This is a genomic window from Epilithonimonas zeae (assembly GCF_023278365.1).
GTDB lineage: Bacteria > Bacteroidota > Bacteroidia > Flavobacteriales > Weeksellaceae > Epilithonimonas > Epilithonimonas zeae_A.
The window spans coordinates 3,627,955-3,650,821 of record NZ_CP075338.1; the positions used below are offsets into that span (position 1 = coordinate 3,627,955).

Consider the following 22,867-nt stretch of genomic DNA (forward strand, 5'->3'; position numbering starts at 1 on the left):
TTAAATACTCTTAAATCAAATGAAAAAAATAATTTCTTTATTAATTCTGTTTGTTTCCACAATATCTTTTGCTCAGGTTTATGATTTTGGTAAAAATCCGGAAGCCGGTAAAGTTCTTCATTTGAAAGACGCAGATATTTATTATGAAGTTTACGGAAAAGGTGAACCACTCTTCTTGCTACACGGCAATGGCGGAAGCATTGATGCTTTTTCCAAAGAAATTCCGGAGCTTTCCAAACATTTTACGGTTGTTGCGATGGACACAAGAGCTCAGGGAAAAAGTACAGACATTTCTAAAGAACCTTTAACTTACATAAAATTTGCAGATGATGTGAAAGCGTTAGCAGACGAATTGAAATTCAAAAAAATTAATATTCTCGGTTGGAGCGACGGCGGAAATACCGGAATTGAGTTCGCTATCAAATATCCGAAAATGGCCAATAAAATCATCACAAGTGGTGCTAATGTTTTTCCTAATGGAGTTGGTGAAAATGAAGTGGAAAATATGAAAAAGGATGCTGATAAAATGAAAGTGGAAAACAAACCAGAACGTGATATCAGATTACTTCAATTGATGATTGATGAACCAAAAATCACCAAAAAACAACTCAATAAAATCAAAGCGAAAGTTTTTGTTGTGGCTGGAGAAAATGATTTAATTCTCCGTTCTCACACCGAATATATCGCAAAAGAAATCCCAAACTCTAAACTAAAAATCTTCAAAGGTGCTTCTCACGGCGTTCCTGTTGAAAGAGCAGAGGAGTTGAGTAAAGATGTGATTGAGTTTATTAAGAAGTAAAAGTAGTAAACGCAAAGACACAATTTTTCTTTACAAATAAATCATAAAAGTCGCAAAGTTATTCAGAGTGAAAAATTTTGTGACTTTTTTATTATTGAAATAAATTCTGTTTGCGACTTTACGATAAAATTAATCTAATCAATCGTCAACATTTTCAACGACCAAAGATTCCCATTATAAATATCCAAATCTACTTTTGAATTAATTCCGTAAACAATTCCGTTTTCTGAAAATTGCCAGAATTGCCATTCATCATCTGGTGAAGGCGTCGGAACATCATTGTAATTGGCTAACCAAAGTGGATATTCATCAAATTCGCCTTCCAGATAATCCTTGTAATAATGATAGTAAGTGTAGATAATCGGTTTTTCGCCGTACGTGTCTTCCATTATTTTTATCCAGACTTTGAGGTCAGAAATCAATTGTTCTTTAGTCTTTTTTCTGGGATTTTTCTCAATGTCAAGAATTGGAGGAAGGTCGCCGGATTCTAACTTCGCAACAGAAAGAAAAGAATTAGCCTGCATCACAGGATCTTCATCAGGACGGTAAAAATGATAAGCACCACGAATCAAATTGTGTTTTTTGGCAGTTTCCCAAAAATGATCGAAGTTTTTATCTAGTTTTCGGTTTCCCATACTTGCCCTTAGAACCACAAATTTCAGAGGAATTGTTCTGTTTCCAATACTCAAGCTGTCCCATTGGATATCTTCTTTTCTTTGATAATGAGAAATATCAAAACCAAAAGTTTGGTTGGCATAAAGTCCAGTAATTTTTTCAATTCTTGTAGCTTCTGCTTCGGTATTCGAAAGTTTTTTGTGTTCAAAGTGCTTTCCAAGATAGTAAGCGAAGTAATAATTGATTTTTTGTCTTAGATAATATCCTGTTCCCAGCAAAGAAATACAAAGTATAATCAAAAGAATCCAACGTTTTTTCATAAAAACGCCTTTCCTTTTTTGATGAATTTTCTTCTTTGTACTGAGATTTGCCTTTGCCATAAGTTTTGCAAAAATATTATTTTTCCTCATCGAAAAGAACGGAAAAATTTATTTTTAAAAATTAAAATATGAATGAATTTTTTTGGCTTATTTTATGCTAATATTGTATTATTAATTTTAAAAACATTCAAAAAATGAAAAAAGGAATTTTGTCATTGTCAGCTGTAATGTTTGTAGCAGTAGCAATGAACGCTCAAACCGTAAAACAAGAAGTTAAAAAAGATGCTAAGGCTGTTGGAAATGCTGTTGAGAAAGGTGCAAAAGCTACAGGAGAAGGTGTAGAAGATGCTGCAAAATGGACTGGAAAAACAGTGAAAAAAGGAGCTAAGGCTACGAAAAGAGGTGTAAAGAAAGGTGCAAAATGGACTGGGAAAACGGTTAAAAAAGGTGCCAACGCAACTGCTGAAGGTGTGAAAGATGGCGCTAAATGGACTGGGAAAACAGCTGAGAAAGGAGCTAAAGCAGTGAGCGATACTTATAAAGATGTGAAAGACGATATCAAGAAAAAAGATTAATCTTCGCAAAAAAGAATTAGAACAACTTCAGCATTTGGAGTTGTTTTTTTGTAACAAAAATGTTCTATTACGAACTAATGATAAAAGATAATCTTAATATTTAACTATCTTCGTTGATATAAATTAAAAATTAAATGAAAAAATTGATTTTGACATTTGCTCTTTCTGTTGCGACAGTAGCAAATCTTTCTGCTCAGACAGCTAAGCAAGTGATTGATAATTATGTAACTGCTTTGGGCGGGAAACAAAAATTAGAATCTGTAAAAACACTTTCTATGAAAAATACCATCAGTGTGATGGGAATGGAAATGGAAGGTAAGACAGTAAAAAAAGATAACAAATTCAAGTCTACGCAAAGCATGATGGGGCAGGAGATGTCTCAGGTTTTTGACGGAGAAAAGGGTTTTGCTAACCAAATGGGACAAAAAATAGATTTCCCTGCTGACCAAGTTGCAAAATTGAAAGATGCAAAATTGATGGATGCACTTGGGCTGAATCCTGAGAAAATGAAAACTGTTGAAAAAAAGCAAATCGATGGAAAAGATTATATCATTTTGTCTTCTGATGACAGCAAGTATTACTTTGATGCAAAAACCAATTTGCTTTGGAAAACAGAAGGCGATAAAGGAACAATGATTATTTCAAAATATGCAGATATTGACGGAATCAAATTTGTGGAAGAAATGTCTATTGATGCAGCCGGACAACAGGTTTCGGTGAAAAATTCTGATATCAAAATCAATCAGCCGGTTTCTGATGACGAATTCAAATAATGGAATTTAACAACAAAATAAAAAAAGGATTCAAAATTAATTTTTGAATCCTTTTTTTATGAAATATTTTTGAGATTTGAAGCTTCAAATCTTAATTAAGAATTATATTCTTTTTCCCATTCTTCGGCAGCTTCACAAAGTGTTTTATAAAAATCTTCTCCGTATTTTCTAATGAGCGGCTCTTTCAGGAATTGATAAATTCTAACCTGTAATTCTTTTCCTAAAGTACAAGCATCATTACAGATTTCCCATTCGTGATAATTCAAAGCAACAAAAGTTTTGTAATCGTTCACACGTATTGGATAAAGATGACAAGAAATTGGTTTTTTCCAATCCACAACGCCGTCTTCATAAGCTTTTTCAATGCCACATTTTGTGGTTCCTTTTTCGTCAAAAATCACATAAGCACATTCGCTGCCGTTGACCAAAGTCGTTACATAGCCACCATCATAAGGATCAATCACCCAAGTTCCTTGTTCCTCGATAGCTTTCACGCCTTCTGGTCTTAGATAAGATTTGATTTTCGGAAAAATTTCGTCAAGAATTGGCAATTCATCCTTATCTAAAGGGGCACCTGTGTCTCCATCTACACAACAAACACCTTTACATTTGGCAAGATTGCAGACAAAACTTTCTGCGAAAACATCTTCTGAAATTAATTTATCATCTATCTGAATCATTCTTCATCCATTTTAATATTGTGCAAAATTAGCAATTTTAAATGCTGCCAAGCAAAAAACAATTATCCAAAGTCCAAATTCCTGCATCCAGTATTTGGGCAAGAAACGTAACATTCTGCTGATAATAATGCTAGAAGGTAAAGCCAGAAGCAAAAGATATTCATAATCTTTGCCCATATAAAAAATGATGGTTATCAATTGAGCAAGGGAAAAAACGAGTACAAAAGTATATTTGTATCTGCTGATAGGGCTTTTTTCATTATAATGTTTGAAGTGGTCAGACAATGAGTATAATAACATCAATGCGATCGGAATCAAAATATATAAAGGATAATAGGAATCCATCATTTCAAACTTTCCATAAAAAGGCAGATAAGTTTTGTCCCAAGTCGTGTAATGAATCAAATACATCAATCCAAAATAACTTAAAACAACCAAAATGATCCCGAATAACAAACGAAAAATATTAAGTCCAATTCTTCCCGATGTTCCAATAATATGAAAAACTACAAAAACTCCCAAAGGCCAGCTCGCAGGAAAAACCAGATAATTAAATGCTAAAATAGAACCAACAAGCATAAAAGAACTTTTTCTAAGTTGGTCGTTTTGGCTTGTTAAAATCAATAAAATAATAGCACTTGTCAAAAATGTAAATGCCAATCCCAGATCAATTGTTCCATCATAAAATGAAGCTACGAAAATCGTGTAAAGAAAAAGTGGAAGATGCGAAAACTGATTGAGTGCAATAGCATTGAATAAAAAATATCCTAAACTGATTCCCATAAATGTAATTATCGATGGGAATATGTCTATGTATTTGAAATCTAAAAGGTTAAGTGATAGAAATATCAAAAACAGGAAACCAATGTAAACCGGAACCGAAAAAATATTGCTTTCTTTAGAAAGTAATCGAAACATTTTTTATAAATTTGTGCAAAGTTAATTTAAAAAAAGAAAAAGATGACATCTTTCTGGTTAGCATTAAGCGCAGCTTTCAAATGGTCTTTCGGTTTTTTTGACCTTACGGCTAATGTTCTGAATTGGATTTTATTCCTAGTAGCTACAGGATTTTTCTGCTATTGGTGTTATATTTTGGTAGTAACGTTGGGAGCCCAAAAAGATAAAGAATATCACTCTCCTACAGAAGGGAAGCACCCTTATTATGACCCAAAAATCTACAAAAACGAAGGTTAAATAAATTGATTATATTTATAAAAAACCCGTCTTGTTATTGCAACGAGACGGGTTCTTTTATTTTTAATCTTTTCTAAATCTCTTGATTCTTAAATATTGTTTATTGTTTCTTGAAAAATTATTCCTCATCGTGACAAGGAACCACCAAAACCGGGATTTTGGATTTTTTGGTAATTTCTTTTGTCAGACTTCCTATGAAAACGTCATAAACACCGCTTCTGCCGTGCGAACCAACTACGATATAATCTGCATTTTTTTCGTCAGCAAATTCCAAAATGGTATCACCAGCAATGCCTTGCTTCAAAATATGGGTGCAGTTTACACCTTGAGAAATCACTTGTTGTTCAAGTCTATTCAATTCTTTTAGCTCATATTTTATTTCGTTTTCTTCCACTTCCGGAAAATATTGGAAACCCATATCGCCAATTACAAAACCAATATCAGAGGCAGCCACGTGAATCAAAGCGATTTCTGCGTTCACATCTTTCGCAAAACTCACGGCGTAATCTACCAATTTATTAGAGCTATCAGAAAAATCTACAGGTAAAATAATTTTTTTCATAATCCTAGGTTTATAGTTTGTTTAAAGCAAATATTTAGCCATTAATAGAATAGGTTGGCTTGATTTTTATCTATTGAATCTTAAGTGAAAATAATTTCTCATTTTCCAGATAAGCTTCCAAAATATCATTTTCAGAAACTTTTCCAACACCTTTAGGAGTTCCTGTGAAAATCAAATCACCAACTCTCAAAGTAAAATACTGTGATGCAAAAGCAATAATATCATCAAAACTGAAAATCATTTCGCTAGTGTTCCCATCTTGAACTTTGTCATTGTTTTTTGTCAATGAGAAATTCAAATTCTGCAAATCATAATTATCTTTTGATACAAAATCCGAAACAACAGCTGAACCATCAAAACCTTTTGCCAATTCCCAAGGCAAACCTTTACCTTTCAATTTTGACTGTAAATCTCGCGCTGTAAAATCTATTCCAAGACCAACCTCGTCATAATGTTTTCCAGCATTTTCTTTCTGGATATATTTTCCGCCTTTCGAGATTTTCAAAACCACTTCCAATTCATAATGAACATCATCAGAAAATTCCGGAATATAAAAATCCGAACCTTTTTTCAACACCGCCGTATCAGGCTTCATAAATATTACAGGGTCCTCAGGAATTTCGTTTCCTAATTCTTTGGCGTGTTCGCCGTAATTTCTTCCTATGCAGATTATTTTCATTAGTTTAAATTTAATTTTAAAACTTAGACTTCAACTGGATTTTAGTAAAAATCTTCTTCGTATAAAGTGGAAAATCTGCGCTTTGAAGCCAACCATAATAACCCAAATCTTTTTGGAAAACTTCTTTCACAATCTGACCTTTGTATTTTCCGAAAGCAAAAATCTCCTGTTCTTTTTCATTAAAATGAATCATTCCAGCCAAATCAGCAAATTTATTCTGAGAAGAAAAATCACTTAACTCGGCAATTTCATTGGGGACATCTTCATATTTTCTAACTTGAGCATCCAGAACTTCGAAAGTTGCCATTACGTCAGCTTCAGCAGAATGCGCATTTTCCAAAGTTTTTCCACAATAGAATTGATAAGCAGCGCCCAGATTTCTAGGTTCTTTTTTGAAGAAAATCGTTTGCGCATCTACGAAACGATGTTTGCTAAGGTCAAAATCTACATCGGCTCTCAACATTTCCTCAGCTAAAACAGGAATATCGAATCTGTTAGAATTGAAACCTCCCAAATCCGAATCCTTAATCATTGCCATTACTTTAGGTGCAATGTCTCGGAAGGTTGGCGCTTCTGCAACATCAGCATCATAAATTCCGTGGATTGCCGAAGATTCTTTTGGAATTGGCATTTCCGGATTCACGCGCCAAGTTTTACTTTCTCGGGAAGAATCAGGATTGACTTTTAGAATACAAATTTCTACGATTCTGTCTTTTCCGATGTTGGTTCCAGTTGTTTCCAAATCGAAAACGCAAAGTGGTTTATGGAGTTTTAAATTCATTTTTTATAGTTTATGATTTTGAATGATAAATTAAATCACTAATAATTTATCATTCATCATTTATAATTAATTAAGTTGTTTTTGGAATATCAGTGAAATCAAAATATAATAGATAATGATTAACGGAATTCCTACTGTTTTAAAAATTAATAAAATCAAAATTCCACCAATTAATAAAGCCAGTTTTGGATAATTATCTTTTAATTGTTTTGATTTGAATTTCATTGCGATCATTTTGATTGGTGAAACCAGCAACCAAGAAGAAATGACGGTGAAAATCAATAAATAGATTTCGTTCTCAAAAAGAAAACTGAAATTTCCGGATTCTTTATAGGCATAAAATAATCCGAAGATTAAAATCGTATTACTTGGTGTATTCAGACCTTTGAAATAATATTTCTGTTCTTCATCCAGATTGAAAATGGCTAATCTTAAACAAGAAAAAAGAGTAACAAAAAAACCTAAATATTTTATCCAAGGAGTAAATTCCGGAAGACCTGTAAAAGTCAAGTGTTCCAATGCGGTAAAAACCGTAAAGCCAGGCAAAAAACCAAAACTCACCATATCCGCCAAAGAATCCAGTTGTCCTCCAAGATTACTGCTGGAGTTCATTGCTCTTGCAATAAAACCATCAAAAAAATCAAGAATCAAGGAAATAATAATACAAATTGCCGTAGTCTGATAATCGCCGGAAAATAAATGAACAATCCCAACACAACCGGAAAAAAGATTCCCTAAAGTAAATGCGTTGGCGAGGTTATTTTTTATGAAATTCATATCACAAAAATAGGAAATTTGTTGGATGATGGGCGACGAAAGCCTGAAGTTTTCATAGTCTTATGAAAAACTTCCATCTTCCAACTTCTGACTTCGAACTTTTCTTAATTTTGCAAAATGAAGAATTTGAGAGGGCAAGAAATTTTTGCCTTGATTTACAGACTTTTTTTAGTTTTTTTCTTTTATCAGATAGCGAGACTTTTATTTTGGATCTTCAACAAAGATCTGATAAAAGTTGAAGGGCTATCAGAATATTTTAAATTATCATATTACGGAACTGCATTTGACACGACTGCAATTCTTTATGTGAATGCGGTTTTTATCCTATTAAGTATTATTCCGATTACAATCAATACAAAGAAAAGCTATCAGAAATTTTTGTTCTATTGGTATTTTATTACAAACGGAATTACTTATTCTTTTAATTTCGGAGATATTATTTATTATAGATTCAGTCAGGCAAGATTGACTTCTGCAGCGATAGAAGTTGGTAAGAATGAAAATAATCTTGGCAGAATTTTTTGGAATGCATTGTTACAACATCCATTTGTTTTTATTTGGTTTGTCATCATCATTTTCGTCTGGATTTTCCTTTACAAAAAAGTGAAAGTCCAGGAAGAAAAACCAAAACAATTGGTTTCTTATTTTATTTCGTCAATTGTTATTCTTTGCATTACTGCAACATTGGTTGTTGGGGGGATTCGTGGCGATTTTAAACATTCTACAAGACCAATTAATTTGGTGGATGCAAATAAACACGTCAGCAATCCGTTGCAAGGGAATCTGGTTCTGAATAGTGTTTTCTCTTTTTTCAGAACATTAAATACTAATAATTTTAAATTGGTTCATTTTGTTGATGAGAAGTTTATTGATAAAGAAATTCAACCATACAAATTATACAATCGCGAGGTTGAACCCAAACCCAACGTCGTAATTTTCATTATGGAAAGTTTTGGGAAAGAATATTCAGGTGCTTTTAATAGAAATACAAATATTAAAGACTTTGTTTCTTACACGCCGTTTTTGGATAGTTTAGCTAATCAAAGTTTGATTTTCACCAATGCTTTTGCCAACGGAAGACAATCTATCCACGGGATGAGTTCTGTTTTGGCCGGAATTCCGAGTTTGACTGATGCTTTTACAAGTTCGCCTTATTCTAATCAAAAAATCCAATCTATTGTTTCGGTTTGTAATGATATGGGTTATCATACAAGCTTCTATCACGGCGCGCCAAATGGTTCAATGGGATTTCAAGGGTTTGGAAATATTTTAGGCTTCAAACATTATTTCGGAAAAACCGAATATAATAATGATAACGATTTTGATGGGATTTGGGCAATTTGGGATGAACCATTTTTTCAATATTTTGCTAAAAATTTAGGAAAGAAGCAGCCGTTTATGTCAACTTTATTTTCCGCTTCTTCTCACGATCCTTTTAAAGTTCCTGAAAAATATCATAATAAGTTCAAATCTGGACCACTACAAATTCACGTTCCGATTCAGTATACAGATTATGCTTTGAAACAATTCTTTGAAACAGCGAGCAAACGACCTTGGTATCAGAACACGATTTTTGTGATAACGGCAGATCATACCAATCAAACTTATTATCCGGAATATCAAAAAGCAATCAACCGATTTGCGATTCCATTATTGTTTTTCTCACCTAACCCAAAATATAATTTGAAAGGTGTGGATGATAGGTTTGCACAACAGATGGACATTTATCCAACATTGGTAGATTTATTAGGTTATAATAAAAAAATCAGAAGTTGGGGGAGAAGTTTGGTTTCAGATCAAAATGAAGATTATATGATTGTCAATTCAGATTCTATCCAAGAGCAACTGATTATTGGAAATTACATTTATATCTTCAATGGGAAAGAAGTAACTGGTATTTATGACAAAACAGATTTGGGATTATTAAAGAATCTTATTAAAAAGAATTTGAATGCTGAGCAAAAACTCGGGATTGAAAAAACCAAAGCTTGGTATCAGGATTATATGGATAGAGTTATTAACAGAAAACTCAGTTAGAATCGTTGTTTAAGTTTTGAAAAATGTACAAGGACGCTTTATTTATGCTTCGGATAGTAAATAATTCTTGTTTGTTTAAAATTAATTTATATTTTTAACAATATTAATTTAACGTTAACAATTTAACATAATCAAACAACAAACAACTTAAAATAAAGACAATGAAAAGATTAATTTTAGCATTTGCCTTATCATTTATCGGAGTTATATCATTTGCTCAAATCGAAGGAAAATGGAAAACCATCGATGACGAAACAGGAAAAGCCAAATCTATCGTAGAAATTTGGAAAAAATCAGACGGTAAATATTACGGAAAGATATCTCAGTTGTTAATTAAGCCAGAAAATGCCAACTGTGTAGCATGTAAAGATGATCGTAAAAATAAGCCTTTGGTTGGTTTGGAGATTATCAGAGGCCTTTCAAAAGATGGTAATGAGTTTACTGGAGGGACAATTACTGATCCTAAAAAAGGAAAAACTTATAAATGTACAATTACAAGAGATGGAGATAAATTGAATGTAAGAGGTTATTTAGGTATTTCTTTATTAGGTAGAGATCAAACTTGGCTTAAAGCTGACTAACTGAAAATTATGATAAATCGCAGGCTCCCATTTGGGAGCCTTTTTTGTTATGCAGATAATAAAAAAATTAATACTTTTGTAGTTCGAAATTTTAAACAAAGAACATTTTCATAATCTTTATATCAAATGAAAGAACATACATTTCGTGAAGTAATCGCTCAGGCTATGAGCGAAGAAATGCGTAAAGACGAATCCATTTTTCTTATAGGAGAAGAAGTTGCAGAATATAACGGAGCTTACAAAGCTTCGAAAGGAATGTTAGACGAATTTGGAGAAAAAAGAATCATAGATGCGCCTATTGCAGAACTTGGTTTTACAGGTATTTCTGTAGGAGCTGCAATGAACGGGAATCGTCCGATTGTAGAGTTTATGACTTTCAACTTCTCGATGGTTGCGATTGATCAGATTATCAACAACGCGGCAAAAATCTATCAGATGAGCGGTGGACAATGGAACTGTCCAATTGTTTTCCGTGGACCAACAGGTTCTGCAGGACAATTGGGAGCAACGCACTCTCAGGCTTTCGAAAGCTGGTATGCAAACTGCCCAGGTCTTAAAGTAATCGTTCCTTCCAATCCTTACGATGCGAAAGGACTTTTGAAATCAGCGATCCAGGATAACGACCCTGTTATTTTTATGGAGTCTGAGCAGATGTATGGCGACAAAATGGAAATTCCGGAGGAAGAATATTACATTCCAATCGGGAAGGCAGACATCAAGAAAGAAGGAAAAGATGTGACTTTAGTTTCTTTCGGGAAGATTATGAAAGTAGCTTTACAAGCGGCTGAGGATTTGGAAAAAGAAGGGATTTCGGTAGAAGTTATCGACCTTAGAACCATCCGTCCTTTGGATTACGATACAATCCTGGAGTCTGTGAAGAAAACCAACAGATTGGTAATTTTGGAAGAATCTTGGCCATTCGCTTCTATTTCTACAGAGATTACTTATATGGTTCAGCAAAAAGCGTTCGATTATTTGGATGCGCCAATCAAGAGAATCACGACGCCGGATGCTTCGGCACCATATTCGGCACCATTATTTGCAGAATGGTTCCCAAAAGTGGACAAGGTGAAAGAAGAAATCAAAAACGCATTGTACATCAAAGCATAAAACAAACTAACTCCCGGATTTATTCGGGAGTTTTTATTTGATTAAAGATTTTTTTTGGAGCTTAATCCCGCTATCCACTATATCTTTTTTGTCATTGCGAACGAAGTGAAGCAATCTTTAGAAATTACTCAGCGCAATAACAAAAAAGGATGCCGTTACTATCGGGGCTAGGGATTTTGTCGTCCAAATCAAAAGTCAACATCAAAACATAATATTATCATTCCGTAAGAATCTAAACCGTTGAGATTCCTACACAATGACAAACTTACTTCTGAGCGCAAGTGCCTTTGCGAGCCTTAAAAATATTTTCAATAATGTCAAAAACTTTGTGGACTTTGCATTTCGAATGATATTCAATATGAATTTTTAAAATAAAAATCATAAAAATTTGTAGGTTAATAAATTATTTATATTTTTGCACCTCAAAATGAGATGTAAATTATGTTAATAATACCAGTAAAAGACGGAGAGTCTATCGACAGAGCTTTAAAAAAGTACAAAAGAAAATTTGATAAAACTAGAGTTGTAAGAGAACTTAGATCTAGACAGCAATTTATTAAGCCTTCTGTAACTTTGAGACAAGCTAAACTAAAAGCAGCTCACAAGCAAAGAAACTTAAGCAAAGAAGAGCAAGCTTAAGCTCTTTTTAGCAAAACATAATAAAAATCACTTCCGAATTTCTATATTTGGAAGTGATTTTGCATTTATAGACTTATGGTAGAAAGATTTCTGGATTATATAACAGTGGAAAAAAGATATTCTCCACATACATTGACCAACTACAAAAAAGATTTGTCAGATTTTTCGGACTTTGTTTTGAAGACAGAAGCTTCAGAAGATATTGTTCACGTTCATAAGAAAGTAATTAAGAATTTTATTGTGAATTTGAGTAACTCAGGTTTGAGTAAAAGAAGTATTAATAGAAAACTTTCATCATTGCGTAGTTTCTATGTTTTTATGCTTCGTTTGGAGGAGATAAAGGTTTCTCCTATGGAAACAATTGATTCTTTGAAATTCTATGCAGAAAAAAGGATTCCTTTCTCTGTAGAAGAAATGGGTCAAATGAAAACAGAAGTAGAGGAGAAGGGTAATATGACGCTTCTTGATAAATTGATTATAGAAACCTTATATCAAACCGGAATCAGGAAAGCGGAACTATGTGGGCTTTTATTGGAGAATGTGGATTTCTCGAAAAAAGAAATTTTGGTTATTGGTAAAGGAAACAAAGCCAGAATAATTCCAATTGCGGATGAGTTGCTTGCAGATTTTCAATTATATCTCAATATCCGTAATGCCAATAAGGAAAATGAGCATTATTTTTTCGTTAATAAAAATGGAAAAAAACTGGGTGAAAAGTTTGTTTATTTGGTCGTTAATAAGTACTTTAGTATAGTTACTTCTAAGCAGAAAAGGAGTCCACATATTCTGAGGCATACTTTTGCTACCCACGTTTTAAACCAGGGTGCAGAGATATCCAAGGTTCAAAAAATATTGGGACATGCTAGTTTAGCAAGTACACAAGTCTATACAAGTGCGAATATAGAAAAACTGAAAGAAGTTTATAAAAACGCCCATCCAAGAGAAACTAAGAATAAACAAAACGATATGGAGTAAAATTTACTATTTAATTGTTTAACCATTAAAATCAGACGTTATGAAGATTACAATTCAGACTGTAGGTGTAACACCTCACGAACCATTAAAAGAAAGAATTGAAAAAAAATTAGCCAAGCTTGAAACTTTTTATGACAAAATTGTAGAAGCTGCGGTTTACCTTAAAGTAGAAAATACATCAGAAAAAGAAAATAAAACCACGGAGCTTGTTGTGAAGATTCCGGGGAATGATATAGTAGTAAAGAAAACTTGCACTAGTTTTGAGGAAAGTTTAGATGATGCTGTGGAAACAGCTAAGAAACTGCTAATCAAGAAAAAAGAATTAGCTTAGAAAAAAAATGCGTTTTTTTGTAAAAAAAGACTTGTAGGTTTCAAAAAAGAGTCTCATATTTGCACTCGCAAAACGGAAACAACCGCGACGCAGAAATATGATCTTTAATTTGAAACCTACTTTGTATAAACTAAAAGTTTAGAAGATGTCGAAAAAATATTTTTAAAAAATATTTGCAAGATTCAAAAAAAAATTATCATATTTGCACTCGCAAAAAGGAAGTAACCGGAATGCAAGATTAGCGATCTTTATTTTAAAACATAAATGCCTCCATAGCTCAGTTGGCCAGAGCACGTGATTTGTAATCTCGGGGTCGTGGGTTCGAATCCCTCTGGAGGCTCAATTTATAAAAAGTACTGGGGAGATACCAGAGCGGTCAAATGGGGCTGACTGTAACTCAGCTGCTTCGGCTACGTAGGTTCGAATCCTGCTCTCCCCACTTTTTTATAATTTATTTTAGTTGCATAATTCAAAATTTATTTTTAGATTTGCACACGTTTACCAACAATTTAGGAAACAAAAATTGCGAAAGTAGCTCAGTTGGTAGAGCGTCAGCCTTCCAAGCTGAATGTCGCGGGTTCGACCCCCGTCTTTCGCTCAAAAAATCACAAACCCTCGGGAATGTGATTTTTTTTTAAGCCGACTTAGCTCAGGGGTAGAGTGCTTCCTTGGTAAGGAAGAGGTCACGGGTTCAAATCCCGTAGTTGGCTCAAAAGATTCTTTTTTAGAATTTTTTTGGAATGGGTTTTATGTTTTTTAATGTAAATTTGCGTTCCGATTGAGGAGTGTATTTGATGGATTGTTTTAAGTTATTTTAAATTGAAAATCATATTATTATTTTTTATTCAAAATAATTTTTGATATTCAAAAATTCATTATATTTGCAGACCGAAAAAAACAATATTAAATAAATTAAATATTAAAATCATGGCAAAGGAAACGTTTAATCGTTCAAAACCACACTTGAACATTGGTACTATTGGTCACGTTGACCATGGTAAAACTACTCTTACAGCTGCTATTTCTGCTGTATTAGCAAGCAAAGGTCTTGCTGAGAAAAAAGACTTCTCTGCAATTGACTCTGCTCCTGAAGAAAAAGAAAGAGGTATTACTATCAATACTGCTCACATCGAGTACGAAACTGAAAAAAGACACTACGCTCACGTTGACTGCCCAGGTCACGCGGATTATGTAAAGAACATGGTAACGGGTGCTGCTCAGATGGACGGTGCTATCGTTGTATGTGCTGCTACAGACGGACCTATGCCTCAAACTAGAGAGCACATCCTACTTTGCCGTCAGGTAAACGTACCTAGAATTGTTGTTTTCATGAACAAAGTAGATATGGTGGATGATCCAGAATTGTTAGAGCTTGTTGAAATGGAATTGAGAGACTTGTTGTCTACTTACGATTTTGACGGTGATAACTCTCCAGTAATCCAAGGTTCTGCATTAGGAGCTCTTACTGCTGCTACTGCTGCTACAGTTGATACTGAAGACAAATGGTTCAAATCTGTTGAAGAATTGATGGATGCTGTTGATACTTGGATCGAGCAACCACCAAGAGATACTGATAAGCCTTTCTTGATGCCAATCGAAGACGTATTCTCTATTACAGGTAGAGGTACTGTTGCAACTGGTAGAATCGAGGCTGGTGTTATCAACACTGGAGATCCAGTTGATATTGTTGGTATGGGTGATGAGAAATTGACTTCTACAATTACAGGAGTTGAGATGTTCAGAAAAATCCTAGATAGAGGTGAAGCTGGAGATAACGTAGGTCTATTGTTGAGAGGTATTGAAAAAACTGACATCAAGAGAGGTATGGTTATCGCTAAGAAAGATTCAGTTAAGCCACACAAAAAATTCAAAGCTTCTGTTTATATCCTTTCTAAAGAAGAAGGTGGACGTCACACTCCATTCCACAACAAATATCGTCCTCAGTTCTACGTAAGAACTACAGACGTTACAGGTGAGATCTTCTTGCCAGAAGGTGTAGAAATGGTAATGCCTGGTGATAACTTAGAGATCACTGTAGAATTGTTACAACCAATCGCTCTTAACGTAGGTCTTAGATTTGCGATCAGAGAAGGTGGTAGAACAGTTGGTTCAGGTCAGGTTACTGAAATCTTAGACTAATCGTCTTACAATAATATAAAGCTTCCGTAAGGAACTCTTGCGGAGCTTTTTAATCTACGGGCATCGTCCAATGGTAGGATACCGGTCTCCAACACCGTTGATCTGGGTTCGAATCCTAGTGCCCGTGCAAAAATAAAATAATGAGCTCATTAGTTAATTTTTTAAAAGGTTCTTATACAGAATTTAAAGATAAAGTGGAGTGGCCAAAATGGCCAGACTTGCAGTCGTCTACAATTGTTGTAGCGGTGACTACTGTTATCCTTGCTTTATTTACATTTGGAGTAGATTCTTTGTTTAGTGTAACTATCAAGAATTTTATTGCGACGTTTATTAATCTATTTAACTAATTCAAAATTACTTTCCTCATGAGCGAATCGAAATGGTATGTGCTGAAAGCTATTAGCGGACAGGAAAATAAAGTGAAGAATTACATTGAGAACGAAATCCAACGTTTAGGTATGGATGCTTATGTTACTCAAGTTGTAATTCCTATGGAAAAAGTTATCCAGATTAGAAATGGTAAAAAAGTTCCAAAAGAGAAACCTTATTATCCTGGTTACCTTATGGTAGAAGCTGATCTTGTTGGGGAGGTTCCTCACGTGATCAAAAACATTCCAGGGGTTATTTCTTTCTTGAGTCTTACAAAAGGAGGTGAGCCTGTTCCGATGAGAAAATCTGAGGTTAACAGAATGCTTGGAAGAATGGATGAGCTTTCAGAATTTGCAACAGATGTCGAGATTCCTTTCATTGTTGGAGAAAATGTGAAGGTAATCGATGGTCCTTTCAACGGTTTCAATGGAACTATTGAAAAAATTCTTGAAGACAAAAAGAAAATCGAAGTTTCGGTTCTTATCTTCGGAAGAAAGACACCTATGGAACTTAGCTTTATGCAAGTAGAAAAAGTATAATTACTTTCATTAAAATATAAAAAAGCTTTTCAATTTTTTGGAAAGCTTTTTTATTTGTATTAATTTTTAATAAATCATTGCGGATTTAAAAAATATTCTTATTTTTGCAAACTGAAAAGTGAGATTTTGTTTATGAGGACAATAACTTACTGAATAATAAATGCTTCCACATTCATTATTTATTAATTTAATCAAACATTAAAATGGCTAAAAAAGTCTTTAAAATGGTAAAGCTTCAGGTGAAAGGTGGCGCTGCTAACCCTTCTCCACCAGTAGGTCCAGCTTTGGGTTCTGCGGGTGTGAACATCATGGAGTTTTGTAAACAATTCAACGGTAGAACTCAGGATAAGCCTGGTCAAGTTTTGCCAGTTGTTATTACGGTGTATGAAGACAAATCTTTTGAATTCATCATCAAAACACCTCCGGTTGCTATCCAATTATTGGATGCTGCAAAACTGAAAGGTGGATCTGGAGAACCTAACAGAAATAAAGTAGGTGCTGTATCTTGGGCTCAAGTTCAGAAAATTGCTGAGGACAAAATGGGAGATCTTAACTGTTTCTCACTAGAACCTGCAATTTCTATGGTAGCTGGTACTGCTAGATCTATGGGATTGAGAGTAACAGGAACTAAACCAACTAACGCTTAAAACTTAAAGAAATGGCAAAATTGACAAAAAAGCAAAAAGAAGCTTTAAGCAAAGTGGAAAAAAATAAAATTTACAATCTTGACGAAGCGTCTGCTTTGGTAAAAGAGGTAAATTTTGCAAAATTTGATGCGTCTGTAGATATCGCTGTTAGATTGGGTGTAGATCCAAGAAAAGCAAACCAAATGGTAAGAGGTGTTGTATCTCTTCCTCACGGAACTGGTAAAGATATCAAGGTTTTGGCTTTGGTAACTCCAGACAAAGAAGCAGAAGCTAAAGAAGCTGGTGCAGACTATGTAGGTCTTGATGAATATTTGACTCAAATCAAAAATGGTTGGACAGATGTTGACGTTATCGTTACTATGCCAGCTGTTATGGGTAAACTAGGACCATTGGGTAGAGTTTTAGGACCAAGAGGTCTTATGCCAAACCCTAAATCTGGTACTGTAACTATGGAAATCGGAAAAGCTGTAGCTGAAGTGAAAGCTGGTAAAATCGATTTCAAAGTAGATAAATATGGTATTATCCACGCAGGTATTGGTAAAGTATCTTTTGATGCTGCTAAACTTAAAGAAAATGCTCAGGAATTAATCTCGACATTGATCAAGTTGAAACCAACTGCTGCTAAAGGAACTTATGTAAAGAGCATTTATTTGTCTTCTACAATGAGTCCTGGAATTGCTGTTGATACAAAATCTGTTAACTAATTATAATCCTAAACAATGACAAAAGACCAAAAAGTTGTAGCAATACAAGAGATCAAAGATTTGCTTCAGGATGCAAAAGTAGTTTACGTAGCAGATCTTACAGGATTGAACGCTTCCAAATCTTCTGACTTCAGAAGACAAGCTTTCAAACAAAATATCAAAATCAAAGTTGTGAAGAATACATTGCTTCAAAAAGCAATGGAACAGATCGAAGGTGTAGATTACGCTGAGATGTTCGAAACTTTCAAAGGAAACTCTGCATTAATGATTGCTGATACAGCTAACGCTCCAGCAAAACTGATCAAAGATTTCAGAAAGAAAGAAGAGAAACCAGCTCTAAAATCGGCTTTCGTTCAAGAAACTTTCTATGTTGGTGACGAAAATCTTGATACTTTAGTAAGCATCAAGTCTAGAGAAGAAATGATCGGTGAAATCATCGGATTGCTTCAGTCTCCAATCCAAAGAGTTGTTTCTGCTCTTCAAAACAAATCTGAAGCTGGAGAAGCTACAACTGAAGAAGTTGCTGCTCCTGCAGTAGAAGAAACTCCTGCTGAGGCGGCTCCAGAAGCTCCTGCAGCAGAAAGCACTGACGAAGCGCCAGCTGCTGAATAATACACTCAAAAAAATAGATAATTAATCAACAAAAAACATTACAACAATGTCAGATTTAAAAAATTTAGCTGAAACGCTAGTAAACTTAACAGTAAAAGACGTAAATGAATTAGCTACTATCCTTAAGGATGAGTACGGAATCGAGCCAGCTGCTGCTGCTGTAGTAGTTGCTGCAGGTGGTGCAGGTGATGCTGCTGAAGAAAAAACAGAATTCGATGTAATTCTTAAATCAGCTGGTGCATCTAAATTAGCTGTTGTTAAATTGGTAAAAGATTTAACTGGTGCTGGTCTTAAAGAAGCTAAAGATATCGTAGACGGTGCTCCTGCTCCATTGAAGCAAGGTGTTTCTAAAGACGAAGCTGAAGCTCTTAAGAAGCAATTAGAAGAAGCTGGTGCTGAAGTAGAATTGAAGTAATCATTTACTCAATAATATTATAAAGCGGTAAGTCCTAGACTTACCGCTTTTTTTACGTTTATGTTAATTTTGCATATATTGTTTTCATAAGTTGTTATTTTTACTAATTTTGCAAAGTGAAAAAAAGTTTATTGCCTTCCTTTGCGAATGTAAAAGATTATGCTAGTTTTTTATCTAAATTCTGGCAATTTTCTATTATACTTTTATTTCTTTTTCTAAATTCTCTTTCTGCTCAAGAAATACAGACACAAGATCCTGTTTCGTCTGGACTTATTATTACTGCCGGAGATGCGGTAATCTATTCTAAAGATGCTTCTTTTAATGAACAGATTTCCAAAAGTAAAACTATACAGCAATACTCGAAAGTCATTAAAATCAATAATGATGAATTAAAAATTGTTGCTAAGAACTCTGATGAACCAACGAAGAAACTCCAGCCTAAGATTAAGGAAGAGGTTGATTTGTTGGCTGCTAAAAAATTAAAAGATAGTAGGAAAGTAGATCTTCCTAAAAAGAAAATCGATCTGCACATTTCTAAAGGTTATAGTGATGGTAAATTCCTTGCTGGCGTTAGTTCAATAAATGGTTCATTTGTACCGCCGAGTAACGATTATCACTATTCTAAATATTTTTTGAGTTCTTCTGTTATCCCAAAAAATACTTCATTAGAATTCTTACATTTTACAGATTGTTTTTATAAAAATGATAATTCAAAATTACAGGTAAACGTTTCTAGTTTTTCTGTAAGACCTCCACCTTCTGATTTAATTTAATCATTAATTTTTTACAATCTTATTTCTTGAGAAATCCTTTTTCTCAAAGGAATCTTATTTTCAATAATAATAAATTTTTTATGAAAAAATTAAATCTACTTTTTACAGTAGTGTTTCTGCTTGTTGCAAATCAAATGCTATTTTCGCAAGTAGTGGATAGATTATATCTTTCGTTGTCAGCTACTGGAAGAGTTTATGATATTACCGGAGTGCCTGCAGTACTTCCAACTCCACTGACGGCACCTAATTATTCTGCAGGTAACCAGAATTTTATAAGTAATCTTGCTGTTGGTTATGATACTCCTGGGGGAAATCCTACAAGTTTAGCTTTTTTGCACTCTAATACAGCTGCTGGTAGTACAATATTTAAATATTTACCAGCTACAGGATCACAATCGACAGGTCAGGTAACCCCAGCAGGCAATCTTATTGGAGGAATCGGGACAAATAATGTTCCAAAGGCAAATGGTGATCCGTCTGGGCTTGCATATGGGTTTAGCACAACAAGTAAAAATTTGTACCAAGTTTATCCTACGAGTACAGATTTGGGAGCTGTAACAGCTCCTGCTAGTGATGCTATTTGGAATAATACAGGTGGTAATACATCTACAATATGGGCAACAGATACATTTTTTGATTATCAAAACTTCATCTATGTGATTGTACAGAATACAAACGGAGCTACAATTACAAGGCACTTATATAAGATTGATCCAACTACAAGAGTTGCTACTCGTGTTGTACAACTAACCGGTCCTATAGGGACTTCTAGTGGTGATAATACCGTTAGTAACAGTACTACAGTAGGAAACGTGAGAGGTATTGCATATCTAAACGGATTGGTTTATGCTGTTTCTGTAAATGGTAATCCAGGAACAGAATTGGCGGTTTATACTATTAATATATCTACCGGTGTTTCGACATATATTAGAACATATACCGGAATAGCAGGTGGTTTATGGGCAACTAACCAAGATTTGGCTTCAGTTCCATATTACATACCCTTCATTTTTAATTGTGGAGGAGCGACAATACAAGAAACAACGCCATTTGTTGCTGGTGTAGGTTCTACAAAAACACTTAGAGCGCCTATTTCTACAGTTTATGGTCCTGGAACATATAGAATAAATGTATCTGGGACAGATTTTGCATCTACATTTACAGATGTTACAATAACTTCCACCACGACATACATAGATATTCCTGTTACCTATAATGGGACTGGCTCAAGTGGTACTAGAACTATTACCTATAATATCAACGGAAGTACAACGACTTGTACATTTAATGCGGTTATTGAGCGTGACTTGGACGGTGATGGAATTCCTGATATATTGGATTTGGATTCTGATAATGATGGTATATTGGATATTTTCGAATGTCCAGAAAGTGTGGTGGATGTTAATTACAATATTGCTGATGGTAATACAGTTACGTTTAATGCGCCAGCTGCTGATTTAGGTTTTATTTTCGATGTTTATACACTTGATAATTCATTTAACTTAAATATTAATGGAGTTAACCTTTCGACCTCCAAATTAGAATTCCAGCCGGATCAAACTGACAATGTCAGATTTGTAGACGGAAATACTTATGGTAATGGAACTGTACCTCAAATATATAATATGACAGGAACAGCAGCTAATCCTTTGGTTAGAATTATTATTCATAAAAATGGATCTGTAAGTATGTATGGCAGCAAAAGTAGTGGTGGTCAATTGTTTCCTTTGCAGTTATACAATGGTAATACATTCAATTCAATTACATGGAATAGAACAGGAGCTAATACTGTAATTTTAAGTCAATTGGTTGTAGGTCCTACTTACATCACTGGCCGGGGAAATGGTGTCAAAAATGGTTTCTGTGATCCGGATAATGATGGTGTTTCTAATCAATTTGATGTAGATAGTGATGGCGACGGTTGTCCTGATGCTATCGAAGGTAGTGAGGCTGTACGCTTTGATCAGGTTCATTCTATGACATTGCCGGCTGGAGATGCTAATTATGCTTACCGCGGTCAAATAAAAACTATTTATAATGGTGTCACTACAGGTACACCAGCACAGATCATAAGTACATCTCCTTCGGCAAGCGGCGTTCCGCAATTGGTTAACTATGCAGGCTTTAATTTAAATACTGGTACAAACCCTTCTAATCTTGCAGGTCTTGTGGATAATACAGATGGAACAGCAGATATTGGACAAGGTGTAGGAACTTCTCAAAATGCAACAACTACAGATCCTGAGTGTTCTAGATGTTTCCGCCCTGCTACAACAGCTGGAACTACTTTAGTAACTAATCATGGTATTACAGCTTTGGCTAGAGCGGGAGGCGCAACTACAGACTGGCCGGGTAAGATAAAAGGTGCATATACGGCTTTGGATGCAAAAACTAAAGGTTTTGTAATCAACAGAGTTCCAACGTCTGCTTTAAGTTCTATTACTGGAGTTACTGGTATGATGGTGTATGATACAACTGTCAACTGTCTTAAAATATATGATGGAACAGCGTGGAATTGCTACTCTAAACAAACCTGTGATAATTTTAACCAATAAAAGTAAGATGAAAACATATATAATATCATTAGTAATTTTAATTTCTAGCCTCAGTTTTGCTCAGGTGACTATTGGGAAAGCAAGCCCATATACAGCGGCTAATGCAACAGTATCTTTAGAATTTGGTAATGCTTCAGGCGGAACAAGAGGTATTGTTTTACCTTGGGTAACTTCCGCGGCAAGTGTGACTTCTGCGGTTCCCGGAACTTTGATTTTTGATAGTACAGATCAGAAAGTTAAATTTGGCACAGCTGCTACAACCAATGCAACAGCTGTTACTAGCTGGACCGATTTGTCTGCTGGAGCTTATGCGCCAACAACGGCAAACGTTCCAGATGCCAATACAGAAAATACAACAGCAAAAACTTTGATTGGTGGAACGCCAGCCACAGATACGACTTCAGGGATTTTAGTCTTAGGAGATGCGAATAAAGCGATGATTCTGCCAAGAGTGTCTTCCTATACTGATATTGTAAATCCAAGTGCAGGAATGATGGTTTATGTTACCGGAACTCAGCAATTGGCTTTGTACAACGGTAGAGAATGGTCTTTCTGGACTAAACCTTAATATTTTTTAATCTAAATATTTCTAAACCACTTCTTTGTGAAGTGGTTTTTTTGTATATGTCAATTATTTTATATAAATTTGCAAATCTTTTGGCGCTAATAATTTCATATACTGTAAT

General features: G+C 34.5%; 27 protein-coding genes and 5 tRNA genes. 25 read left to right on the forward strand and 7 right to left on the reverse strand.

From position 1 onward, the window contains the following. Positions 1 to 19 precede the first annotated feature (19 nt). Positions 20 to 799, forward strand: a complete 780-nt coding sequence (locus KI430_RS16590) for an alpha/beta fold hydrolase (protein WP_248876011.1) — start codon at positions 20 to 22, stop codon at positions 797 to 799. A gap of 134 nt (positions 800 to 933) precedes the next feature. On the opposite strand, the gene KI430_RS16595 is transcribed toward KI430_RS16590, so the two are convergent. Next, the gene (locus tag KI430_RS16595; RefSeq protein ID WP_248876012.1) at positions 934 to 1,794 is read right to left on the reverse strand and encodes a GH25 family lysozyme; all 861 of its coding nucleotides are present in this window, start codon (positions 1,792 to 1,794) and stop codon (positions 934 to 936) included. 134 nt (positions 1,795 to 1,928) lie between these two features. On the opposite strand from KI430_RS16595, the gene KI430_RS16600 reads away from it, so the two are divergent. After that, entirely contained in the window at positions 1,929 to 2,309 is a 381-nt protein-coding gene (locus KI430_RS16600) for a hypothetical protein (RefSeq protein ID WP_248876013.1), read from the forward strand. Between the two features lie 134 nt (positions 2,310 to 2,443). Continuing rightward, positions 2,444 to 3,082, forward strand: coding sequence for a LolA family protein (locus KI430_RS16605; protein ID WP_248876014.1), 639 nt, complete (start codon positions 2,444 to 2,446; stop codon positions 3,080 to 3,082). Positions 3,083 to 3,177: 95 nt separating this feature from the next. On the opposite strand, the gene KI430_RS16610 is transcribed toward KI430_RS16605, so the two are convergent. Next, positions 3,178 to 3,762 carry a DUF3109 family protein gene (locus KI430_RS16610; protein ID WP_074236650.1) on the reverse strand — a complete coding sequence of 195 codons (585 nt, stop codon included), beginning with the start codon at positions 3,760 to 3,762 and terminating at the stop codon, positions 3,178 to 3,180. A 12-nt stretch (positions 3,763 to 3,774) separates the two neighbouring features. After that, a complete protein-coding gene (locus KI430_RS16615; protein WP_248876015.1) occupies positions 3,775 to 4,680 on the reverse strand; it encodes a DUF6427 family protein in 906 nt (301 codons plus the stop codon). 42 nt (positions 4,681 to 4,722) lie between these two features. Between KI430_RS16615 and KI430_RS16620 the strand changes: the two genes are divergently transcribed. Further along, complete coding sequence (locus tag KI430_RS16620) at positions 4,723 to 4,956, forward strand: DUF6341 family protein (RefSeq protein ID WP_248876016.1); 234 nt, start codon at positions 4,723 to 4,725, stop codon at positions 4,954 to 4,956. A 118-nt stretch (positions 4,957 to 5,074) separates the two neighbouring features. On the opposite strand, the gene KI430_RS16625 is transcribed toward KI430_RS16620, so the two are convergent. The 4 genes from KI430_RS16625 to KI430_RS16640 form a co-directional block, all read right to left on the reverse strand. Next, positions 5,075 to 5,518 (reverse strand): universal stress protein, encoded by a 444-nt coding sequence (locus KI430_RS16625; RefSeq protein WP_074236647.1) that lies wholly within the window; start codon positions 5,516 to 5,518, stop codon positions 5,075 to 5,077. A gap of 70 nt (positions 5,519 to 5,588) precedes the next feature. After that, positions 5,589 to 6,197 carry a fumarylacetoacetate hydrolase family protein gene (locus KI430_RS16630; protein WP_248876017.1) on the reverse strand — a complete coding sequence of 203 codons (609 nt, stop codon included), beginning with the start codon at positions 6,195 to 6,197 and terminating at the stop codon, positions 5,589 to 5,591. Between the two features lie 16 nt (positions 6,198 to 6,213). Then, positions 6,214 to 6,978 (reverse strand): 3'-5' exonuclease, encoded by a 765-nt coding sequence (locus tag KI430_RS16635; protein ID WP_248876018.1) that lies wholly within the window; start codon positions 6,976 to 6,978, stop codon positions 6,214 to 6,216. A gap of 66 nt (positions 6,979 to 7,044) precedes the next feature. Further along, the gene (locus KI430_RS16640) at positions 7,045 to 7,755 is read right to left on the reverse strand and encodes a CDP-alcohol phosphatidyltransferase family protein (RefSeq protein WP_248876019.1); all 711 of its coding nucleotides are present in this window, start codon (positions 7,753 to 7,755) and stop codon (positions 7,045 to 7,047) included. 117 nt (positions 7,756 to 7,872) lie between these two features. Here KI430_RS16640 and KI430_RS16645 point away from each other — a divergent pair, with 117 nt between their 5' ends. From KI430_RS16645 to KI430_RS16745, 21 genes are all read left to right on the forward strand, one after another. After that, entirely contained in the window at positions 7,873 to 9,792 is a 1,920-nt protein-coding gene (locus KI430_RS16645; RefSeq protein WP_248876020.1) for an LTA synthase family protein, read from the forward strand. Between the two features lie 161 nt (positions 9,793 to 9,953). Beyond that, positions 9,954 to 10,373: a DUF2147 domain-containing protein gene (locus KI430_RS16650; protein ID WP_248876021.1), complete on the forward strand. Its 420-nt coding sequence runs from the start codon at positions 9,954 to 9,956 to the stop codon at positions 10,371 to 10,373. 126 nt (positions 10,374 to 10,499) lie between these two features. Next, a complete protein-coding gene (locus tag KI430_RS16655) occupies positions 10,500 to 11,483 on the forward strand; it encodes a pyruvate dehydrogenase complex E1 component subunit beta (protein WP_248876022.1) in 984 nt (327 codons plus the stop codon). A gap of 441 nt (positions 11,484 to 11,924) precedes the next feature. Beyond that, positions 11,925 to 12,122 (forward strand): 30S ribosomal protein S21, encoded by a 198-nt coding sequence (rpsU, locus tag KI430_RS16660; RefSeq protein WP_027384137.1) that lies wholly within the window; start codon positions 11,925 to 11,927, stop codon positions 12,120 to 12,122. Between the two features lie 75 nt (positions 12,123 to 12,197). Next, positions 12,198 to 13,097, forward strand: coding sequence for a tyrosine-type recombinase/integrase (locus tag KI430_RS16665; RefSeq protein ID WP_248876023.1), 900 nt, complete (start codon positions 12,198 to 12,200; stop codon positions 13,095 to 13,097). Between the two features lie 40 nt (positions 13,098 to 13,137). Continuing rightward, positions 13,138 to 13,428 (forward strand): ribosome hibernation-promoting factor, HPF/YfiA family, encoded by a 291-nt coding sequence (hpf, locus tag KI430_RS16670; protein WP_248876024.1) that lies wholly within the window; start codon positions 13,138 to 13,140, stop codon positions 13,426 to 13,428. 266 nt (positions 13,429 to 13,694) lie between these two features. After that, positions 13,695 to 13,768: transfer RNA gene (locus KI430_RS16675), tRNA-Thr, on the forward strand. A gap of 18 nt (positions 13,769 to 13,786) precedes the next feature. Next, positions 13,787 to 13,867 (forward strand) — tRNA-Tyr (locus KI430_RS16680). Between the two features lie 86 nt (positions 13,868 to 13,953). After that, positions 13,954 to 14,026, forward strand: a tRNA-Gly gene (locus tag KI430_RS16685). A gap of 40 nt (positions 14,027 to 14,066) precedes the next feature. After that, a tRNA-Thr gene (locus KI430_RS16690) sits at positions 14,067 to 14,138 on the forward strand. Between the two features lie 217 nt (positions 14,139 to 14,355). After that, the gene (gene tuf, locus KI430_RS16695; protein ID WP_027384134.1) at positions 14,356 to 15,567 is read left to right on the forward strand and encodes an elongation factor Tu; all 1,212 of its coding nucleotides are present in this window, start codon (positions 14,356 to 14,358) and stop codon (positions 15,565 to 15,567) included. A 56-nt stretch (positions 15,568 to 15,623) separates the two neighbouring features. Further along, positions 15,624 to 15,694 (forward strand) — tRNA-Trp (locus tag KI430_RS16700). A gap of 13 nt (positions 15,695 to 15,707) precedes the next feature. Next, positions 15,708 to 15,914, forward strand: coding sequence for a preprotein translocase subunit SecE (secE, locus tag KI430_RS16705; RefSeq protein ID WP_074236638.1), 207 nt, complete (start codon positions 15,708 to 15,710; stop codon positions 15,912 to 15,914). Positions 15,915 to 15,932: 18 nt separating this feature from the next. After that, positions 15,933 to 16,475 (forward strand): transcription termination/antitermination protein NusG, encoded by a 543-nt coding sequence (gene nusG, locus KI430_RS16710; RefSeq protein WP_074236637.1) that lies wholly within the window; start codon positions 15,933 to 15,935, stop codon positions 16,473 to 16,475. A gap of 203 nt (positions 16,476 to 16,678) precedes the next feature. Further along, complete coding sequence (gene rplK / locus KI430_RS16715; RefSeq protein ID WP_074236636.1) at positions 16,679 to 17,122, forward strand: 50S ribosomal protein L11; 444 nt, start codon at positions 16,679 to 16,681, stop codon at positions 17,120 to 17,122. Positions 17,123 to 17,133: 11 nt separating this feature from the next. Beyond that, positions 17,134 to 17,826, forward strand: coding sequence for a 50S ribosomal protein L1 (gene rplA / locus KI430_RS16720; RefSeq protein ID WP_074236635.1), 693 nt, complete (start codon positions 17,134 to 17,136; stop codon positions 17,824 to 17,826). 15 nt (positions 17,827 to 17,841) lie between these two features. Then, on the forward strand, positions 17,842 to 18,438 hold the full coding sequence (rplJ, locus tag KI430_RS16725) for a 50S ribosomal protein L10 (RefSeq protein WP_248876025.1): 597 nt from the start codon (positions 17,842 to 17,844) through the stop codon (positions 18,436 to 18,438). Between the two features lie 46 nt (positions 18,439 to 18,484). Next, on the forward strand, positions 18,485 to 18,853 hold the full coding sequence (rplL, locus tag KI430_RS16730) for a 50S ribosomal protein L7/L12 (protein WP_074236633.1): 369 nt from the start codon (positions 18,485 to 18,487) through the stop codon (positions 18,851 to 18,853). Positions 18,854 to 18,969: 116 nt separating this feature from the next. Continuing rightward, positions 18,970 to 19,626 carry a hypothetical protein gene (locus KI430_RS16735; protein ID WP_248876026.1) on the forward strand — a complete coding sequence of 219 codons (657 nt, stop codon included), beginning with the start codon at positions 18,970 to 18,972 and terminating at the stop codon, positions 19,624 to 19,626. A gap of 80 nt (positions 19,627 to 19,706) precedes the next feature. Beyond that, positions 19,707 to 22,181 carry a thrombospondin type 3 repeat-containing protein gene (locus tag KI430_RS16740; RefSeq protein WP_248876027.1) on the forward strand — a complete coding sequence of 825 codons (2,475 nt, stop codon included), beginning with the start codon at positions 19,707 to 19,709 and terminating at the stop codon, positions 22,179 to 22,181. A gap of 7 nt (positions 22,182 to 22,188) precedes the next feature. Beyond that, positions 22,189 to 22,749, forward strand: coding sequence for a hypothetical protein (locus KI430_RS16745; RefSeq protein ID WP_248876028.1), 561 nt, complete (start codon positions 22,189 to 22,191; stop codon positions 22,747 to 22,749). Positions 22,750 to 22,867: the final 118 nt, after the last annotated feature.

What these genes read in the sequence shown, in the direction of transcription:
- KI430_RS16610 (WP_074236650.1), bottom strand. Translation starts at nt 3,762, where the DNA reads ATGATTCAGATAGATGATAAATTAATTTCAGAAGATGTTTTCGCAGAA.
- hpf (WP_248876024.1), top strand. Translation starts at nt 13,138, where the DNA reads ATGAAGATTACAATTCAGACTGTAGGTGTAACACCTCACGAACCATTA.
- KI430_RS16665 (WP_248876023.1), top strand. Translation starts at nt 12,198, where the DNA reads ATGGTAGAAAGATTTCTGGATTATATAACAGTGGAAAAAAGATATTCT.
- KI430_RS16745 (WP_248876028.1), top strand. Translation starts at nt 22,189, where the DNA reads ATGAAAACATATATAATATCATTAGTAATTTTAATTTCTAGCCTCAGT.
- nusG (WP_074236637.1), top strand. Translation starts at nt 15,933, where the DNA reads ATGAGCGAATCGAAATGGTATGTGCTGAAAGCTATTAGCGGACAGGAA.
- KI430_RS16655 (WP_248876022.1), top strand. Translation starts at nt 10,500, where the DNA reads ATGAAAGAACATACATTTCGTGAAGTAATCGCTCAGGCTATGAGCGAA.
- KI430_RS16635 (WP_248876018.1), bottom strand. Translation starts at nt 6,978, where the DNA reads ATGAATTTAAAACTCCATAAACCACTTTGCGTTTTCGATTTGGAAACA.
- KI430_RS16605 (WP_248876014.1), top strand. Translation starts at nt 2,444, where the DNA reads ATGAAAAAATTGATTTTGACATTTGCTCTTTCTGTTGCGACAGTAGCA.
- KI430_RS16625 (WP_074236647.1), bottom strand. Translation starts at nt 5,518, where the DNA reads ATGAAAAAAATTATTTTACCTGTAGATTTTTCTGATAGCTCTAATAAA.
- tuf (WP_027384134.1), top strand. Translation starts at nt 14,356, where the DNA reads ATGGCAAAGGAAACGTTTAATCGTTCAAAACCACACTTGAACATTGGT.
- rplA (WP_074236635.1), top strand. Translation starts at nt 17,134, where the DNA reads ATGGCAAAATTGACAAAAAAGCAAAAAGAAGCTTTAAGCAAAGTGGAA.
- KI430_RS16590 (WP_248876011.1), top strand. Translation starts at nt 20, where the DNA reads ATGAAAAAAATAATTTCTTTATTAATTCTGTTTGTTTCCACAATATCT.
- KI430_RS16620 (WP_248876016.1), top strand. Translation starts at nt 4,723, where the DNA reads ATGACATCTTTCTGGTTAGCATTAAGCGCAGCTTTCAAATGGTCTTTC.
- KI430_RS16650 (WP_248876021.1), top strand. Translation starts at nt 9,954, where the DNA reads ATGAAAAGATTAATTTTAGCATTTGCCTTATCATTTATCGGAGTTATA.
- rplJ (WP_248876025.1), top strand. Translation starts at nt 17,842, where the DNA reads ATGACAAAAGACCAAAAAGTTGTAGCAATACAAGAGATCAAAGATTTG.
- rpsU (WP_027384137.1), top strand. Translation starts at nt 11,925, where the DNA reads ATGTTAATAATACCAGTAAAAGACGGAGAGTCTATCGACAGAGCTTTA.
- KI430_RS16615 (WP_248876015.1), bottom strand. Translation starts at nt 4,680, where the DNA reads ATGTTTCGATTACTTTCTAAAGAAAGCAATATTTTTTCGGTTCCGGTT.
- rplK (WP_074236636.1), top strand. Translation starts at nt 16,679, where the DNA reads ATGGCTAAAAAAGTCTTTAAAATGGTAAAGCTTCAGGTGAAAGGTGGC.
- KI430_RS16640 (WP_248876019.1), bottom strand. Translation starts at nt 7,755, where the DNA reads ATGAATTTCATAAAAAATAACCTCGCCAACGCATTTACTTTAGGGAAT.
- KI430_RS16595 (WP_248876012.1), bottom strand. Translation starts at nt 1,794, where the DNA reads ATGGCAAAGGCAAATCTCAGTACAAAGAAGAAAATTCATCAAAAAAGG.
- KI430_RS16645 (WP_248876020.1), top strand. Translation starts at nt 7,873, where the DNA reads ATGAAGAATTTGAGAGGGCAAGAAATTTTTGCCTTGATTTACAGACTT.
- secE (WP_074236638.1), top strand. Translation starts at nt 15,708, where the DNA reads ATGAGCTCATTAGTTAATTTTTTAAAAGGTTCTTATACAGAATTTAAA.
- rplL (WP_074236633.1), top strand. Translation starts at nt 18,485, where the DNA reads ATGTCAGATTTAAAAAATTTAGCTGAAACGCTAGTAAACTTAACAGTA.
- KI430_RS16600 (WP_248876013.1), top strand. Translation starts at nt 1,929, where the DNA reads ATGAAAAAAGGAATTTTGTCATTGTCAGCTGTAATGTTTGTAGCAGTA.
- KI430_RS16630 (WP_248876017.1), bottom strand. Translation starts at nt 6,197, where the DNA reads ATGAAAATAATCTGCATAGGAAGAAATTACGGCGAACACGCCAAAGAA.
- KI430_RS16740 (WP_248876027.1), top strand. Translation starts at nt 19,707, where the DNA reads ATGAAAAAATTAAATCTACTTTTTACAGTAGTGTTTCTGCTTGTTGCA.